This window comes from Chryseotalea sanaruensis (genome assembly GCF_003990915.1).
GTDB classification, from domain to species: Bacteria; Bacteroidota; Bacteroidia; order Cytophagales; family Cyclobacteriaceae; genus Chryseotalea; species Chryseotalea sanaruensis.
This window is the reverse complement of the sequence record NZ_BHXQ01000004.1, coordinates 274,911-291,256: the sequence shown is the minus strand read 5'-3', so window position 1 is coordinate 291,256 and position 16,346 is coordinate 274,911. Positions and strand designations below refer to the sequence as shown.

The following is a 16,346-nucleotide window of genomic DNA, read 5'->3' as shown; positions in this document are numbered from 1 at the left end:
GTAGTTCTTAAGTTATCCACTTTCACCAACCCACAAGGGTCAGTAAAAGTGCCGCAAAGGTAATTTCTAAAACCTTATTCTGTTAGGAGAGTTCATACGATTTAAGTCATAATTTTAAAAGATTTTGCCAGTCGTATAAAAAACGATTGATCAACCTAAAAAAATGTAAAACCTGAGCATCTTTGAACCTTAACCGACTATTAAACATGAAAAGAACCTATCTGTTGGGACTTGGCCTTATTTTAAGCCTTGGCTTACAAGCCCAAGACCCTGTTGCACAAAAATATGGTGCACTGATTACTACCGTTGACCTTAAAGAAAACCTTACTATTCTGGCCTCAGACGCCATGGAAGGTCGCGAAACAGGTAAAAGAGGCCAAAAAATGGCTGCAGCCTTTATCAGCGCTCACTTTGAAGAATTAGGACTTGTTGCGCCTGTAAATGGTGGATACCAACAACCGGTAGAACTATACACTACAGGAGCACCTAAAATTATGGTGAAAAGTCAGGCAGGTGAATTGAAGGAATTTGAAGATTACACCTACTATGGTTCTGGCGAATCTAAAGGTATTGAAACACTTGACCTTGTTTTTGCTGGCAAGGGTTCTGAAGAGGACCTTAAAGGCCTAGACATAAAAGGTAAAGCAGTGGCTATTTTACTAGACGCTAATGCTTCTTTGCGCAGCAACACCACCATTACAAGCCTTCGTGAAAAGGGAGTGACTCTAGTAGTGGCGTTTTCAGATAAACAAGAAGAATTCAACCAGCTATCGGGTATGTTAAAACGATTCTCCAGTGGACGTTTGAGTATATCTAACAAAGCATCGGCTAACATGGGTATGTTCATTGCGTCACCAGCTACTAGTGAAAAGTTATTTAAAACTTCTGCTGATAAGTTGAAAAAAGCTATTGCTGACAAGAAAGTTGCCAAGGTAAAACCGTCTAGCATTTCCTTCTCAATTGCTCAAACTTTCAATCCTTTAAAGACTTCTAATGTTTTAGGTTATTTAGAGGGAACAGATAAGAAAGATGAGATCGTTGTTATCACTTCTCACTACGATCACATTGGTATGTTACCTTCCGGTGATGGTGATCGCATTAACAATGGTGCAGATGACGATGGATCAGGAACTGTTGCCGTTATGCAATTGGCGAAAGCTTTTACAGAAGCCAAGAAAGATGGTAAGGGCCCACGCAGAAGTATCTTGTTTATGACTGTAACTGGTGAAGAGAAAGGTTTATTAGGTTCTGATTATTACACTAAAAATCCTATTTATCCTTTAGCCAACACTGTTGTTAACTTAAACATTGACATGATCGGTCGTTCAGATCCACAACACAAGGACAGCGCACCTTATGTTTATATGATCGGTTCTGATCGCCTATCTACTGAACTACATAATTTGAGTGAGAGCACTAACAAGACCTACACTAAATTGGCTTTCGATTACACTTACAATGCAGAAGATCACCCTGATAGAATTTACTACCGCAGCGACCATTGGAACTTTGCTAAAAACAATATTCCAATCATTTTCTATTTTGATGGTATACACGAAGACTACCACAAGCCTAGCGATGAAGTAGATAAAATTGAATTCGATTTACTTAAGCAGCGGGCAGAATTAGTTTTCTACACTGCCTGGGAAATTGCCAACCGCGATAATAGACTAGTAGTTGATAAAAAATAGTAACTCGTTACATATCAATAATAAAACAGGCTGCCGGATGGTGGCCTGTTTTGTTATGTAGTAATACAGTTAAAACAATGATGAAAGTTAATCCTAAAAATATTCGATTTAGAAACACAGTGTGTGCAAAACACTTAATAGTGATCAGATAACTCTTTTTAAAATCATCGAATATTTCTTGCAATTCAAACGACTGAGACAAGAACATAAATATATCATAGTCACTTCGAAATATTTTCTACTAATCTTTATTAACCAAATTCCTGTGTATGCTTATCATATTTTCCAGGTGTTCCATCTCCTGCCTTATTCCCCTGCGGATAAAATACATCAGCATTACAGCAATAAATAAGGCTGACACATCGAATATCACTAACCACTTAAGAGAGATATATCGGCTAAACTCTGGGGTAAGTATGTAGAAACCTATAAAGTACGCTATGAATATTGCGATGGTAACAGGTCCATGAATACGTTTTCTGAATTCAAGAAAGGATAATAAATATTGAAGGGAAGTTGTTGTTGTATCTGAAAACTTAATTTTAGTAGAACGCCACACACTAAAAAACTCAATAATGATTCTCAGTACTAAGCCTCCAATCATCAGGTTATAGCCAATGATGCTAAGTGTATCCTGAAAATTATACAGATAGTAGAAAAAAAACACAAGCACGGCTACCGTTCCTGAAAGCACAGCAGCGTTACCATAGTGTGCAAGCAGGGTGCTTTTTTTTCGCGACTCTCCTGCCTTGCGGACAGCAGTAACATCTAACGAGCTTTGTCTGGCATTGGTCTTAGCCTTTTGCCAGAGTGCAGTAAGCTCATCCAAGTCTTTTTCTTTCATTTTCAATTAATGTTTTCAGTTTCCCTTTAATCCGATGAATTCTTACCCGCAGGTTATTTTCAGTAACACCAATAATTCTCGCTATCTCCTCGTATTCTTCCTCTTCTAATACCATTATGATAATCAGTCTTTCTACCTCCTCAAGCTGACCGATAGCGGAATAAAGTATCTTTTCATGCTCGTTGGTTTGGTTAGTATTATCAGCTTCAACTATATGCGTGACTTTCTCTAAGGGTAATCGTTGTTTGTTTTTATCCCTGCGTATCTGCAGTAGACAAGTGTTTACTGTGATGCGATAGATCCAGGTTTTGTAAGAAGCCTCTCCCCTGTATTCAGGTAAGGCATTCCAAATATTGATAAAAATATCTTGAACAAGATCGTGAGCCAGCGCTAAATCGCCCTTCATAAAACCCCTGCACAAAGTCAACACCATGGCATGGTACTGACTGTGCAGGTTATGAAATGTTGACTCACGCGTGCTACTCATTGTGCTAAGAAAGTGTTCATCTGGATATAAAGCCACTCCGGTTGATCATACATGATGTAGTGTCTTCCGCCAGGTGCAATCTCAAGTTTTTTATTGGCAAGGTTTGCATATTGCTTTTCATAATTTGGCAACACTATTTCTTTTGTGGGGAATGGTGCACCTAAAATAAGCACTGGCACTTTAACCTGTGTAAGTGTAGGACGAAGATCAAGTTTTAATAAATCGGTGTAACCAAAAACATAAGTTTTACGGTCTGCTTCCAAAATCCACGATTTAATTAACTCCTGCTTTTCTGTTACAGACGTCATGCCTTGTCCCATCATAGTGGCTGTTTGTGCAAACGCATCAGCACCCATTTCTAACATTTGCTTATTGTATGGGCTCTCGTATTGTAATGATTCTGCAGGTACACCGGGCATCATTACTTCACGCATACAGGCAAGGGCGTCAACTATAATTACCTTTTCTACCACATCACCTAACTCAGCCGCCAAATCCACTGCAAGGTTACCGCCCATGCTGTGCCCAATCAAAATCAATCGCTTAAGCTTATTGACTTTTATGTATTCTACTAATTCTTTTTTAATGGTGCTGTACCACGGCATGGCTATGGGCGCAATACCATTAAATCCGGCATACGAAACAAAGTGTGTTTCATATTTACCCTTCAGGTTGTTGGCTGTTTCGGTCCACATCGAACCGGGGGTTATAAAACCAGGAAGAAACAAAACAGGCGTTCCTTTACCGGATTTTTCAATCTTAATAGCTGGATTTTGGGCAAAGGCTGAAACAGAACAGAGCAATAACAGGCAAATCACTAATTTTTTCATGGCTTTCTAATTTTTTAACACTCAGATACAGATTGGCTCGAATTATTACACCTGAATTCAAAAAAAAATTATTGCCGTACAGCACTTGGGCTATAATATCGTTGAAATTATGCTGCTCAACCTGTTAGCGCTGCCCCAGTTAAATCTTCATATAATGGATTTCTAATCCGTCTTTTCGTCTGATAGGCTAAAAACAGAAACAGGCCGCCCTGGGGTAGCCTGTTTCGATTCTTTATTAAAATCTCGTTTTACTTTTTTAACAATAGTTTATCCGCACTGTATTTACCTGGCCCTGTTATAAAGATCGCCACATAACTAACCAGGTAAAGAAAACCTGTTTCGGCATCACCAAAAATTTCGCCACCATGTGCTTTAAAAACAATAACAAGTGCAGTTACAATAAGTGGCATCAACACCAGGCGTGTAAGTAAGCCCGCTGCCAGTAAAGCCGAGCAAAAGAATTCAGCAAAGATCACCAGCGCCAATGAAAAGGCACTGCCCAGCCCCATAAAATTCATGAACTTATCCTTGCGTTCTGCATAGTGCATAAGCTTGCCATAGCCATGCGGCATCATGAGTATACCCGTTGAAAGTCTTAGCAACAACAAGGCAAAGTGAACAGCATTATCTTTTATTTGTGTCGAAAACAATCCCATATAATTAGTAAGCGATAGCAAACAAAACTCTTCTGTTTGAAGGTTTGCCTGAATAAATACATTTACCTTCTTCAACCGCTGCATCTAAAGGTATGCATCGTATAGTAGCTTTAGTTTCCCCTTTAATTTTTTGTTCTGTCTCTGCAGTACCATCCCAATGGGCAGCAACAAAACCACCTTTCTCATCTAAAACTTTTTTAAATTCATCGTAAGTATCTACACGCGTTGTCATTTCAGTTTTGAATTTTAATGCCCGCTGATAAATATTCTTTTGAATATCATCAAGCAGTGTAGGGATTGATGAAGTAATATCATCCATCTTCATCACCTGCTTCTCTTTCGTATCGCGTCTGGCTACTTCAACTGTTCCATTTTCTAAGTCGCGTGGGCCGATGGCTATGCGCACAGGCACACCTTTCAATTCCCATTCTGCAAACTTAAAGCCTGGCTTTTGTGTATCGCGGTTGTCATACTTAACTGAGAAGCCTTGCTTACGCAATTCTTTGGCAATGCCTTCGGCTTTCTCGCTGATGCGTGCAAACTCTTCATCGCTCTTAAAAATCGGCACAATCACAACATGTATTGGTGCCAACTTAGGTGGAATAATTAAACCGTCATCATCTGAATGCGCCATAATAAGTGCACCCATCAAGCGTGTGCTAACACCCCAACTGGTGCCCCACACTTCTTCCAGCTTACCTTCTTTGTTAGAAAACTTTACATCAAATGCTTTCGCAAAATTCTGACCCAAAAAATGAGAGGTTCCTGCCTGCAACGCTTTTCCGTCTTGCATCATGGCTTCAATACAATAGGTATCTAAAGCACCAGGGAAACGCTCATTCTCTGATTTTTTTCCTTTTACTACGGGCATGGCCATAAACTCTTCTGCAAAAGTGGCGTAGACATCCAGCATTTGCTCTGTTTCTTTAATGGCCTCCTGTTTAGTAGCGTGTGCAGTGTGTCCTTCCTGCCATAAAAATTCTGCTGTACGTAAGAATAACCTGGTGCGCATTTCCCAACGCACAACGTTAGCCCACTGGTTTATTAAAATGGGTAAATCGCGGTACGACTGAATCCATTTTTTATAGGTACTCCAGATAATCGCTTCACTAGTAGGACGAACTACCAATTCTTCCTCGAGCTTTGCATTTGGATCTACAATGAGTTTGCCTTTGTTATCAGGATCAGCCTTTAAGCGGTAATGTGTTACGATAGCACATTCCTTAGCAAAGCCCTCTGCATTTTTCTCCTCAGCCTCAAACATGCTCTTGGGTACAAAAAGAGGGAAGTAAGCATTTACGTGACCAGTGTCTTTAAACATTTTGTCAAGTGCCTGTTGCATTTTCTCCCAAATACTGTACCCGTAGGGCTTAATTACCATACAACCTCGAACATCAGAATTTTCGGCCAAATCTGCTTGTTTAACCAATTCAATGTACCATTGTGAGTAATCTTCGCTGCGTGTTGGAATTCCTTTTGCCATATTTTTGTTATAAAAGAGCTGCAAATATAAGTTTTGCACACCTACTTTACTGAACCGAGGTTAAACAATAAGGCATTAAAATGCCATTAAAATTTCGTAACTTCGGAACACTTTTGTACTTGTTTTTCGTTTAAATAGTATAAACCTCGCGACATATGAAAACATATATAATTTTTGCTGGCTTAATGATCTGCTCTACTGGCATATTCGCACAGGTTGAGCATGACGATATGTATTTCAGAAAGAATGATCGTGCTAAACTTAATAAGCAGAAGGAGAATGCTGCGCAAGAACAAAACGCACAGGCTGTAGCACGTGGAGAAAAGCAATTACGATTTGACTATCCTATCAATACAAAACAAGCAGTACCTAGTCAATCAAACATAACTAATCCTGAGTTTATCGCAAGGTCGCAGTCAGAAATGGTAGCTGCCGAGGAGCAAGATTATTTCATTGAGAATTATCAGTACGCCCCTGCCAATAATTTTGACAATTTTAATAATAATTTCAATGCTTGGAATGCTGCTCCTCTTTATCATAATAGTTTCTTTTCACCTCAGATTAATGGATGGAACAGTCCTTACTATTCACCGTTCAACGATCCCTTTTTAATGGGTTATAATCCAAATCCATGGTGTAATCCTGCTTTCCGTTCTGGCTGGTCAGTTTCCTTTAACTATGCATGGGGCAATAACTGGAACTATGGTTGGGGTAATCCTTACAACAACATGATGTGGGGCAATTCAATGTGGGGTTGGGGCGGCAATCCCTACTACGGAAATAGTTTCTATAGTAACCGTGTTATCATTATTGACAATGGAAACAGAGGTGCTGTATATGGCAAGCGTAGTTCTAGAGGACAAAACACAGCCATTACTTCTGATAACCAAAGAAGCACACGTGTTGCTTCTTATTCTCGCGACAATAATTCCAATGTGACATCAGGTGGCAATTTTAGACAATCAACCAGGTCAACACAAACAGAGTATTACACACCACAATGGAGACGCGTTACACAACAACCTGCTGGAACTAATGCGCATAACACACCTCAAAACAGAGTTTATAACGGAGGAAATAGAGACTATAATAATACAGCACCAGCGCAGCAACGTCAAACATATTCTGCGCCAGCGCAACGTTCAAGCAGTCCTTCTTATAGCGCTCCTTCTAGGAGTTCTTCAGGGGGTGGCAGTCCTTCTAGATCATCAAGGGGAGGTAACTAAATTTAGACATCAACTCAATTTATTATGAAGAAAATATTCTTCACAGTCACACTATTGGCTATACTTAAGCTAGGTCATACACAGAGCTTTGTAGATAATGCTCTGCTCTTTAGTAGAACACCAACACCAGGGAGTGCCCGTATTCAGGCACTTGGCGGTGCTCAGACGGCTTTAGGTGGAGACTATAGCTCTGCTTTATCCAATCCTGCTGGTCTTGGCATGTACAACAGATCCGAAATCACTATCTCATTAGGCAATGCCACTAACACCACTGACATCAACTATGGTGGCAGCCAGACAAGTGATAGCCGAAATAAATTCTCAATTCCAGGCTTCAGCTACATTCAGAGACAGTCATATTCTAAAGGCAAATTCCTTGGTGGAGCTTTTGCATTCACCTTTTCAAGAACCAATAATTTGAACACAAGATTTGCCTATGAAGGTGATTACACGGAGAGTTCTTTAATTGATAATTTTATTGACTATGCAAACGGCAATGCCCTTACACCACAGGATCTTGACGGAGATTACTATTATACACTGACAGGTTTAGGCTATGGAAGCTATTTGCTGCAGGACTATGATGATAATGGATCTATCTTTTATGGTTCAGTGCTATCTCCTTTGCAAGGCGAAACCCGAACCATACAACAACGCGAAGACGTGACCAGAAAAGGATCACAAAGTCAACTCTCCTTTTCATATGGTGGTAATTATGACGATGTTCTCTTCTTTGGTGCTACGCTGGGTATTTCCAGTATTCGTTTTTTACAAGATCAGCTTTACACTGAATCAAATTTTAGATTTAGTGATGATCCAACGTATGATCCGCTCACGAATCTTCAATTAGATGAGAATTTCGATATACAAGGTTCTGGTGTGAATTTTACATTAGGCGCCATCTATAGACCAATTGATTTTGTACAAGTAGGCTTGTCGTATGTAACACCAACTGTTTATGATATCTCTGACGCGTATACTGCGCGCTTGGACGCCCGTTGGAATAACTTCGATTACTTCGGGGATCAAAGCCTTTATTTGAACAATACATTTGCCGAGTTTGATGTACCCTTCATTTCAGAGTATTCACTTAACACACCGGGTAAACTAACCGCAGGCGCTGCTTTTATACAGGAGTATGGTTTTATTACAGCCGATGTTGAATTTGTAAATTATGGTAAAGCTAAGTATAGCTCGAATATTCAGGGAGAATCATACGACTATGAAAACGACATCATTAACAACCAATATCGTAATGTTGTAAACATAAGAACAGGTGCTGAATTCAGGAAAGACATTTTCAGATTAAGATTGGGATACAGCCTGCAACCTAACCCCTATCGTTTCGAAGATAATATTGATCGTGCAATACAAACCATTAGCGGTGGAGTGGGTATTCGTCAGGAGAAATTTTTTATCGACTTAACTTTTGTACAGGCAAGTACCGAGGGAAGAAGAATTCCCTATACTGTGCCAGGATTGGCTTCGCCAGAGGCTACACTAAAAATTAAAAACACAAATATTATGGCTACTGTGGGCTTTCCTTTCTAAGTAATAAATCCATCACATAAGAAAAAGTCAAGTCTTTTTCTTCTATTATCGAATGAGCTTTGTTGTAGACTGATAAGCGTTCTTCACGGATTTTGCCAAGGCGTTCCAATAAAGCCTCACTGCTTTGTAATGCAAGCAATGGCCTGTCTGTAGAATTCTGAACACGCTCAAAAATTGTTTCCAAGCTTATATCCAAAAACAAAACTTTCCCCTCAGCTAGCATAAAGTCCATTGACTGATGGAAGCATGGAGCACCACCACCCGTAGCCATAATAAAAGAATGGTTTTGCTGGGTAATCTCACGCAATATTTCCTGTTCCCTTATTCTGAAATACTCCTCCCCTTTCTCATGAAAAATTTCCTGTACAGGCAAACTTTCCCTTCTCTCGATTTCCTTATCGAGATCGAAAAAGTCCATCATTAGTTTGTCTGCCAAGGTCTTGCCAAATGTACTCTTGCCTGACCCCGGCATGCCGATCAGGAATATCTTCATTGTGCTAATTCAAGTATTGTACTTGCTTCTGGTGTATCGTTATGATGCCACATATCCACTACAGTTCCATTCTTCCAAAGGGTAATTCCTGGATTGGAACGAATAATCGTTTTTAAAACAGTGGCATCTGTAAAGAAGTACGGAACAGCCAGCTGATGTTCATGGCGGAATGCTTCAAACTGCTCTGATGTTGAAGAAGTCAGCACCATCATGTTTACTTTCCCCTCCAACTCTTTAACTAATTTTTGTATGGCCTCAATATTTGCTGTGCTTGCCTTGTTTACATCCCCAATAATGAACAACAACTTTACACCTTCAAATGTCAACTGCGTTACATCATTCCCATCTACATCAGTCACAGCATAATCAGTAATTTTTGCCATGGTCTTGTCCTCATTCAACACTCGGGAGCTCTTATACGTATAACCTTCGGTTGCTGGTAAAAACTTTTGTGAGGCTACCTCTTCACCATCCTTCTCAAAAACATATTCGATAATGGGTTGCTCCTGTGGCTGCATCTGCTCAGGAATATTATTACCAATTCTATAGGCACGAAAATCGATAAATGGTAAATGTCGAATAGCGTAAACGCCTAAAAATAAAAATAAAGCAGTGAAAGACGCGATGATGATGTGCCCTTCCTTGGAATAGAAAACAGACTGGTACTTTTTTCTGTACCAAAATAAATGCAGAACAGGAAACATCAGAATTACATCTTTAGTAAATGACTCCCAAGGTGTAAGCTTAATGGCATCTCCAAAACATCCGCAATCTGTTACCTTGTTAAAATAGGCTGAGTAAAAAGTAAGGAAGGTAAAGAAGACCATGAGCAGAAGCAGCATAATGCTTGTGAGGTTCATTCTATAATAAATTAATACTGCAACACCGAGCACTAGTTCCAGCACAATCAGGAACATGGCAATTTCTAATGAGTACGGTATAAACCAATGGAAGAACGAACCAAAATCACTGGCAAATACCTCAAAGTATTCTTCCAATTTAATTTTAGTGCCTACCGGATCATTGAGTTTGATAAGGCCTGAAAATATAAAAAGACCTCCGACAAAAAAACGAGAAAGCTGATCTGCAATTTTTTGAAACATAATATTCTATTTATTCTCCGGTTGTTAGTTTAATCATACAAAACACGGCATAATTAATCATGTCTTGATAGTTTGCTTTAATCCCTTCGCTCACCAGCGTTTTGCCATGGTTATCTTCAATTTGTTTTACCCTGAGCAGTTTCATCAGAATAATATCGGTTATAGAAGTAACACGCATTTCGCGCCAGGCTTCTCCGTAGTCGTGATTCTTGTTTTGAAGCAGATCGAAAGTTTCTTGTACTGCTTTGTCATAATATGGTTTTAGCTCATCGTAGCTCATTTCCAACTTGGAGTCATCATTAAGCTGAAGTTGAATTAATGCAATAACACAGTAGTTGATAATACCAATAAACTCATCCCTTATCGGATCATCTACTTTCTGCATACCCTTTTCCTGAATACTCCTGATGCGTTGCGCTTTAATATAAATTTGATCGGTAATAGAAGGCAAGCGCAAAACACGCCATGCTGTACCATAATCTTTTGTTTTCTTGGCGAACAACTCTTGGCAAGTGCTGATTACCTGTTTATATTCGATGGCGGTTTTCTCTATCATAAAAAGGGATTGTTTCGCTTAGAAAAGCTGAAACAGCGGGTAAAGATTCTTATATGCAAAGTAAAGGAATTATAACAAACAAAACACTGAATGTACGGGGACTGGTATTGGACCTTAGCGAACCGGTAGTAATGGGCATACTCAATGTTACGAGCGATAGCTTTTATGAAGGAAGTCGTGTGGCGACAGAAAAAGATTGGCTAAAAAAGGCCGAGAAAATGTTAAACGATGGTGCCAGTATTTTAGATGTTGGCGCAAGCTCATCAAGACCCGGAGCGAGCGATGTGCCCGAAGAAATTGAGATTGAGCGCATTAGGCAAAGCATTGGCAGTCTGCTAAAAGAATTTCCAAATGCGGTTATATCTGTGGACACTTTTAGAAGTAAGGTTGCCAACGTGGCGGTACAGGAAGGTGCTGCGCTTATCAACGACATTTCAGGCGGCTCGTTGGACACGAATATGTTCGAAACAGTGGCAAGATTACAGGTGCCTTACATACTTATGCACATGAAAGGAACACCTCAAAACATGGGTACATTAACAAATTATAACAATTTATTGAGGGAGTTGATCAGCTATTTTCAGGAAAAAATAGTGCGACTGACTTCTCTTGGAGCCAAGGATATTATCATCGATCCCGGTTTTGGTTTTGCGAAAAACATAGAGCAAAACTATCACCTGCTGCACCATCTGGAACAATTCCATCGCCTTGATAAGCCAATCCTAGTGGGTGTATCCAGAAAATCAATGATTTATAAAACGCTTGGTAATAGTGTGGAAAATTCGCTCAATGGAAGTACCGTCCTTCATACAATCGCCCTCACTAAAGGTGCCACCCTATTGCGCGTACACGATGTGATGGAAGCCAAAGAAGCGATAACCTTATATAAACAAATGCTCCAAGCTGGCTAAACTTTTGTTAGTATAACCACGGTGATATATTTGATTTAAATCATTTCTATATTCCTGATGTTACTGTCAGGATTTGTCAGGGTTTAAGCTGTCATTTATGTATCTTTGTCTACATGATTTTTCTTTTCAAAATAGGTTTTTTGGATGTTAGCTGGGTAGACTTGGTTGATATAGGATTAGTCAGTATTTTACTGTTCCAGGTTTATAAATTAATAAGGGGCAGTATTGCCGTAAATATCTTCCTCGGCATTTTGGCATTGTACCTAATGTACCTGATCGTGCTTGCAGCACAGATGGAATTACTTGCAACCATACTGGGTCAGTTTATGGGGGTTGGCGTTATTGCCATGATCGTGCTTTTTCAACCTGAGATCAGAAAATTTCTATTGGTGATTGGCCGCGGTACAGAGTTTCGCGAGAACTTTTTAAAAACTATAGGTAATTGGAAAAGTGATTACAACGATGATTTTGATGTTCAACAGATAATTGATGCCAGTAAAACGCTTAAGGCATCAAAAACGGGAGCACTCATAGTTTTTTCTCGAGATACTGAGTTAAAGTTTTATGCGGAAACAGGAGACCCTGTAGATGCTGAGGTTAGCAAACGACTTCTATTAACCATTTTTAATAAGACAACTCCACTACATGATGGGGCTGTGATTATTTACAAGGGTAGGATTAAAGCCGCTCGCTGCGTATTACCCGTTAGCGAGAATGATCACTTACCAGCACACTTTGGTTTAAGACATAGGGCAGCTGTGGGTATGAGTGAAAACACAGATACTCTTGTACTTGCTATCTCGGAGGAAACCGGGAGATTGATTTTAGCACGCAACGGAAAATACCTACGGGCGTTAAAACTAAAACAAGTGGAACACAAGATCCTGCAATACCTACACAATCAGGAACCTGCTAACTGGGAAGAGGTAGAAGAGGAGGAAGAAGTGAGCGACCTTACTCCAGCCAAATAGCAGACACTTGCAGAAACTTATTTTTTTTATTGTAACTTCATTGTCGAAAGAACCCTTTGTAAATAATGATTGAGGCAAACCCCGTAAAGTATTTTGTAGCACGCTATTTCTTTTTAGCGCTCTGCCTTATGCAATGGTTGATTGCCACTGTTATTTACTTTTCCTACCCTGCCACTTTAAAAAATCAATATACAGCACTTGTCTTTTTTACTTTGGGTGCATTACTACTGGTTGTTTACCTCATCATCAAAGAAAAAATAAGGCGAGTAGCCATCAGCAAAAAGAAGATTGTAGTAATTGAGGGGGGTAAAAAACAGAAAATAGATTGGAATGATGTCCGCTCTCTCAACCTTGTGCCTTTTCTAAATATGTACAGGTTAAAAATTAAGGGAAAGAAGAAGGGTATTTACTTCTTCCCCTCAAAAAATATTGACCCTGCCTATGGCTTAATAGGCAAAGACACTTCCAAAATGGGTGAGATTCTTAAAAGATTAAACACGGACTGATTTCTTCTCAGCTGCAGGCTTCTTCGAGTAGGTAGGGCAAGTGTATTCTGAGCATGAGGCCAACAATACAACCATTAGTAACATTAGGGCAGTAATTTTTTTCATAAATTTTTAGTTCTTACAAAATTATAACGCCAATTACGAATAAAAATTCCTTTAACCTCGAAAATCATACACTCATCAGATTCAAAGTCAGGTCAGTTTAGCCTGATGATTGGTTTAATATAATTCTTGTCAGGTGCAATCACTTTCAACTGGCTGACTTTCCAATTCCATGCTATCTTTGAAAATAGACTGACTGGTTATCAGATACTTGGCCTGAATGGAAACACAAAGGTGTTTTTTTTGGTTATTAGTCCACGTACAACTCATCAAACACTATGCTCGGTTATCGTTTCAGTAATTATCAGCCTCCTGCTTCCAAAAAAGGCAACGATTTCGAAAAGCTGCTTAAGATTTTTATGCAGCTGGTATTGATAACGGCTGGCAATGTAGGTGAGGCATTACAATGGCTCACAGAACTTGATAAACAATACAAGCTTACCGATGGCAAGTATGGTATTGGTGATTTTATTGACCAGCTGAAACGCGATGGCTACATTACCGATGAGGGACCCAAAGGTGAATTTAAACTCAATGCCAAAAGCGAGCAACGATTAAGGCAAAATGCATTAGAGGAAATTTTTGGTAAGCTTAAGAAAAGCAAGGGAGGCGAACACAATACAGTGCATAGCGGAAGGGGTGATGAACAAACCACCGAAAGGCGCAATTACGAATTTGGCGATAGTCCTGAGCAAATAGCCATGACAGATTCAATTCGCAATGCACAGATTAATCATGGATTCGAGGATTTTAGATTGACAGAAGGTGATCTGGAAGTAATGGAAAGTGAATTCAAAACGCAGACTTCCACGGTACTGATGATTGATATTTCTCACTCTATGATTCTATATGGTGAAGATCGAATCACCCCTGCCAAGCAAGTGGCCATGGCATTAGCCGAACTCATCACCAAAAAATATCCAAAAGACACACTGGACATTCTTGTGTTTGGTGACGATGCTTGGCAAATTGAAATTAAAGACCTCCCTTATTTACAAGTTGGTCCTTACCATACCAATACGGTAGCCGGTCTGGAACTGGCCATGGATATTTTAAGAAGAAGAAAAAATCCGAATAAACAGGTTTTCATGATTACAGACGGAAAACCTACTTGTATTAAAGAGGGTATAAAGTATTATAAAAATGCTTTTGGGCTCGATCACAAAATTTTGAATAAAACCTTAACCCTGGCTGCTCAACTTAAAAAACTGAAAGTTCCGGTAACTACCTTCATGATTGCAACAGATCCCTACTTGAAACAATTTGTGAGACAGTTTACCGAAGCCAATGGCGGCAATGCTTACTACAGCGGCTTACAGGGTTTGGGCAACCTGGTATTTGAAGATTTTAAAAAGAACCGAAGAAAAAAATTATAAAAACTAACAAGCCACTACTAATACAGCACTTAAATGAAGAACCTGCAAATCACTACGCTCGCACAATTAAAATCATCAGGTTATAAAAGCAAAAGCATTAAACAGGAGTTAAGAGACAACTTAATCGACAAGCTCCGCAAAAAGGAAAATGTATTCGAAGGCATCTGGGGTTATGAAGAAACGGTAATACCTGACTTGGAAAGAGCCATACTTTCCGGCCATGACATCAACTTGTTAGGATTAAGAGGCCAGGCGAAAACAAGACTAGCGCGCCTTATGGTTAATCTTTTAGATGAATATGTTCCGGTAATTGAAGGTTCTGAGCTAAATGATGACCCGCTCAATCCGCTTTCACGCTTTGGTCATGATTTAGTAAAGGAAATGGGAGACAATACGCCCATCCGCTGGTTGCACCGCAACGACCGTTATACTGAAAAGCTGGCCACACCCGATGTATCTATTGCCGATTTAATTGGCGATGTGGATCCGATTAAAGCAGCGACCTTAAAATTACCTTACTCCGATGAGCGTGTGCTTCACTTCGGATTGATACCACGTTCGCATCGCTGTTTGTTTGTCATCAACGAATTGCCGGATTTACAACCCCGTATTCAGGTATCGCTATTTAATATTTTACAGGAAGGCGATATTCAAATAAGAGGATTTAAACTACGTCTGCCGTTGGACATACAATTTATCTTTACCGCCAATCCGGAAGATTATACCAACCGTGGTAGCATTGTTACGCCACTGAAGGATCGTATCGACAGCCAGATTATAACCCATTATCCTAAATCACTGGATATTGGTAAACGCATTACACAACAAGAGGCAAGAATTAAACCAGAGCAAAAGCATGTTGGTGTACTTGAGCTTGCCAAAGATTTAGTTGAACAGATTGCCTTCGAAGCGCGCAAGAGCGAGTATGTAGATGCCAAGAGCGGTGTTTCGGCTCGCTTAACCATTTCGGCTTATGAAAATCTCGTAGCAGCTGCTGAAAGACGTTCACTCATCAACAACGAAAAACAAGTACACATACGCGTTGGCGATTTCATTGGTGTGATTCCTTCTATTACCGGTAAGGTTGAGCTTGTGTATGAAGGTGAACAAGAAGGCCCAATGATTGTAGCACAAAGTCTTATCGGAAAAGCCATACGTTCGCAGTTTGTCAATTACTTTCCTGACCCTGACAAATTCAGAAAGCAAAAAGATAAAAATCCTTACAAAAAAATAACAGATTGGTTTGGAGATGGTAACACAGCTGACTTACTAAACGACATGCCACAAGCTGAATTTGAAAGTTTCCTGAAAAATATTCCTGGTCTCAAAGAATTAGTTGATGAATTTCATAAAGGACAGGAAGCGGGCACTAAACTTTTTATGATGGAGTTCGCCTTGCACGGCATGGCTGAATTCAGTTTATTGAGTAAAGGTTTCTTAACGCAAGGTCATCAGTTCAAAGATATTTTAGGTGGAATGTTCAATATGCCTCAACCCGGAGCTGAAGATGAAGAAGATTTTGATGATGAAGATGACAAACGTTAAAAAAAGAATAACTGA

At 39.7% G+C, this 16,346-nt stretch carries 16 protein-coding genes; 8 read left to right on the top strand and 8 right to left on the bottom strand.

Annotation, left to right across the window (positions count from 1 at the left end; all coding sequences use genetic code 11):
* Positions 1 to 206 precede the first annotated feature (206 nt).
* On the top strand, positions 207 to 1,691 hold the full coding sequence (locus SanaruYs_RS12045) for a M28 family peptidase (RefSeq protein WP_127122810.1): 1,485 nt from the start codon (positions 207 to 209) through the stop codon (positions 1,689 to 1,691).
* Between the two features lie 241 nt (positions 1,692 to 1,932).
* Here the strand turns inward: SanaruYs_RS12045 and SanaruYs_RS12040 are convergent, their stop codons facing one another.
* The 5 genes from SanaruYs_RS12040 to proS all read right to left on the bottom strand — a co-directional run bounded on the left by SanaruYs_RS12040 (position 1,933) and on the right by proS (position 5,991).
* A complete protein-coding gene (locus tag SanaruYs_RS12040) occupies positions 1,933 to 2,535 on the bottom strand; it encodes a hypothetical protein (protein WP_127122809.1) in 603 nt (200 codons plus the stop codon).
* Positions 2,513 to 3,022 carry an RNA polymerase sigma factor gene (locus SanaruYs_RS12035; protein ID WP_127122808.1) on the bottom strand — a complete coding sequence of 170 codons (510 nt, stop codon included), beginning with the start codon at positions 3,020 to 3,022 and terminating at the stop codon, positions 2,513 to 2,515. Before SanaruYs_RS12035 ends, SanaruYs_RS12040 begins: the two co-directional genes overlap by 23 nt.
* Positions 3,019 to 3,852, bottom strand: a complete 834-nt coding sequence (locus SanaruYs_RS12030) for an alpha/beta fold hydrolase (RefSeq protein ID WP_127122807.1) — start codon at positions 3,850 to 3,852, stop codon at positions 3,019 to 3,021. The genes SanaruYs_RS12035 and SanaruYs_RS12030 overlap by 4 nt, the downstream gene beginning before the upstream one ends.
* Positions 3,853 to 4,100: 248 nt before the next feature.
* Positions 4,101 to 4,508 (bottom strand): DoxX family protein, encoded by a 408-nt coding sequence (locus tag SanaruYs_RS12025; protein ID WP_127122806.1) that lies wholly within the window; start codon positions 4,506 to 4,508, stop codon positions 4,101 to 4,103.
* 4 nt (positions 4,509 to 4,512) lie between these two features.
* A complete protein-coding gene (gene proS / locus SanaruYs_RS12020) occupies positions 4,513 to 5,991 on the bottom strand; it encodes a proline--tRNA ligase (protein ID WP_127122805.1) in 1,479 nt (492 codons plus the stop codon).
* A gap of 155 nt (positions 5,992 to 6,146) precedes the next feature.
* On the opposite strand from proS, the gene SanaruYs_RS12015 reads away from it, so the two are divergent.
* Both SanaruYs_RS12015 and SanaruYs_RS12010 read left to right on the top strand, forming a co-directional pair.
* Complete coding sequence (locus SanaruYs_RS12015) at positions 6,147 to 7,217, top strand: hypothetical protein (RefSeq protein WP_127122804.1); 1,071 nt, start codon at positions 6,147 to 6,149, stop codon at positions 7,215 to 7,217.
* A 24-nt stretch (positions 7,218 to 7,241) separates the two neighbouring features.
* Positions 7,242 to 8,768, top strand: coding sequence for an OmpP1/FadL family transporter (locus SanaruYs_RS12010; protein ID WP_127122803.1), 1,527 nt, complete (start codon positions 7,242 to 7,244; stop codon positions 8,766 to 8,768).
* Here SanaruYs_RS12010 and SanaruYs_RS12005 read toward each other — a convergent pair.
* Genes SanaruYs_RS12005 through SanaruYs_RS11995 form a run of 3 tightly spaced genes read right to left on the bottom strand, consistent with a single transcriptional unit; the run spans position 8,746 to position 10,920 of the window.
* On the bottom strand, positions 8,746 to 9,261 hold the full coding sequence (locus SanaruYs_RS12005) for a shikimate kinase (RefSeq protein ID WP_127122802.1): 516 nt from the start codon (positions 9,259 to 9,261) through the stop codon (positions 8,746 to 8,748). The genes SanaruYs_RS12010 and SanaruYs_RS12005 overlap by 23 nt on opposite strands.
* Positions 9,258 to 10,364 carry a BT_3928 family protein gene (locus SanaruYs_RS12000; protein ID WP_127122801.1) on the bottom strand — a complete coding sequence of 369 codons (1,107 nt, stop codon included), beginning with the start codon at positions 10,362 to 10,364 and terminating at the stop codon, positions 9,258 to 9,260. Before SanaruYs_RS12000 ends, SanaruYs_RS12005 begins: the two co-directional genes overlap by 4 nt.
* 10 nt (positions 10,365 to 10,374) lie before the next feature.
* Positions 10,375 to 10,920 carry a DUF1599 domain-containing protein gene (locus SanaruYs_RS11995; RefSeq protein ID WP_127122800.1) on the bottom strand — a complete coding sequence of 182 codons (546 nt, stop codon included), beginning with the start codon at positions 10,918 to 10,920 and terminating at the stop codon, positions 10,375 to 10,377.
* A 53-nt stretch (positions 10,921 to 10,973) separates the two neighbouring features.
* Between SanaruYs_RS11995 and folP the strand changes: the two genes are divergently transcribed.
* From folP to SanaruYs_RS11970, 5 genes are all read left to right on the top strand, one after another.
* A complete protein-coding gene (folP, locus tag SanaruYs_RS11990) occupies positions 10,974 to 11,831 on the top strand; it encodes a dihydropteroate synthase (protein ID WP_127122799.1) in 858 nt (285 codons plus the stop codon).
* 113 nt (positions 11,832 to 11,944) lie between these two features.
* Positions 11,945 to 12,802, top strand: coding sequence for a diadenylate cyclase CdaA (gene cdaA, locus SanaruYs_RS11985; protein WP_127122798.1), 858 nt, complete (start codon positions 11,945 to 11,947; stop codon positions 12,800 to 12,802).
* A 65-nt stretch (positions 12,803 to 12,867) separates the two neighbouring features.
* Positions 12,868 to 13,308 (top strand): hypothetical protein, encoded by a 441-nt coding sequence (locus tag SanaruYs_RS11980; RefSeq protein WP_127122797.1) that lies wholly within the window; start codon positions 12,868 to 12,870, stop codon positions 13,306 to 13,308.
* 380 nt (positions 13,309 to 13,688) lie between these two features.
* Positions 13,689 to 14,786 carry a vWA domain-containing protein gene (locus tag SanaruYs_RS11975; protein ID WP_127122796.1) on the top strand — a complete coding sequence of 366 codons (1,098 nt, stop codon included), beginning with the start codon at positions 13,689 to 13,691 and terminating at the stop codon, positions 14,784 to 14,786.
* 33 nt (positions 14,787 to 14,819) lie between these two features.
* Positions 14,820 to 16,331: a P-loop NTPase family protein gene (locus SanaruYs_RS11970; protein ID WP_127122795.1), complete on the top strand. Its 1,512-nt coding sequence runs from the start codon at positions 14,820 to 14,822 to the stop codon at positions 16,329 to 16,331.
* Positions 16,332 to 16,346: the final 15 nt, after the last annotated feature.

Bases quoted from the DNA above. Each gene is read 5' to 3' on its own strand.
- SanaruYs_RS11980 (WP_127122797.1), top strand. From the start codon at position 12,868: ATGATTGAGGCAAACCCCGTAAAGTATTTTGTAGCACGCTATTTCTTT.
- folP (WP_127122799.1), top strand. From the start codon at position 10,974: ATGCAAAGTAAAGGAATTATAACAAACAAAACACTGAATGTACGGGGA.
- SanaruYs_RS12015 (WP_127122804.1), top strand. From the start codon at position 6,147: ATGAAAACATATATAATTTTTGCTGGCTTAATGATCTGCTCTACTGGC.
- SanaruYs_RS12010 (WP_127122803.1), top strand. From the start codon at position 7,242: ATGAAGAAAATATTCTTCACAGTCACACTATTGGCTATACTTAAGCTA.
- proS (WP_127122805.1), bottom strand. From the start codon at position 5,991: ATGGCAAAAGGAATTCCAACACGCAGCGAAGATTACTCACAATGGTAC.
- SanaruYs_RS12000 (WP_127122801.1), bottom strand. From the start codon at position 10,364: ATGTTTCAAAAAATTGCAGATCAGCTTTCTCGTTTTTTTGTCGGAGGT.
- SanaruYs_RS11970 (WP_127122795.1), top strand. From the start codon at position 14,820: ATGAAGAACCTGCAAATCACTACGCTCGCACAATTAAAATCATCAGGT.
- SanaruYs_RS12045 (WP_127122810.1), top strand. From the start codon at position 207: ATGAAAAGAACCTATCTGTTGGGACTTGGCCTTATTTTAAGCCTTGGC.
- cdaA (WP_127122798.1), top strand. From the start codon at position 11,945: ATGATTTTTCTTTTCAAAATAGGTTTTTTGGATGTTAGCTGGGTAGAC.
- SanaruYs_RS12005 (WP_127122802.1), bottom strand. From the start codon at position 9,261: ATGAAGATATTCCTGATCGGCATGCCGGGGTCAGGCAAGAGTACATTT.
- SanaruYs_RS11975 (WP_127122796.1), top strand. From the start codon at position 13,689: ATGCTCGGTTATCGTTTCAGTAATTATCAGCCTCCTGCTTCCAAAAAA.
- SanaruYs_RS12030 (WP_127122807.1), bottom strand. From the start codon at position 3,852: ATGAAAAAATTAGTGATTTGCCTGTTATTGCTCTGTTCTGTTTCAGCC.
- SanaruYs_RS12040 (WP_127122809.1), bottom strand. From the start codon at position 2,535: ATGAAAGAAAAAGACTTGGATGAGCTTACTGCACTCTGGCAAAAGGCT.
- SanaruYs_RS12035 (WP_127122808.1), bottom strand. From the start codon at position 3,022: ATGAGTAGCACGCGTGAGTCAACATTTCATAACCTGCACAGTCAGTAC.
- SanaruYs_RS12025 (WP_127122806.1), bottom strand. From the start codon at position 4,508: ATGGGATTGTTTTCGACACAAATAAAAGATAATGCTGTTCACTTTGCC.
- SanaruYs_RS11995 (WP_127122800.1), bottom strand. From the start codon at position 10,920: ATGATAGAGAAAACCGCCATCGAATATAAACAGGTAATCAGCACTTGC.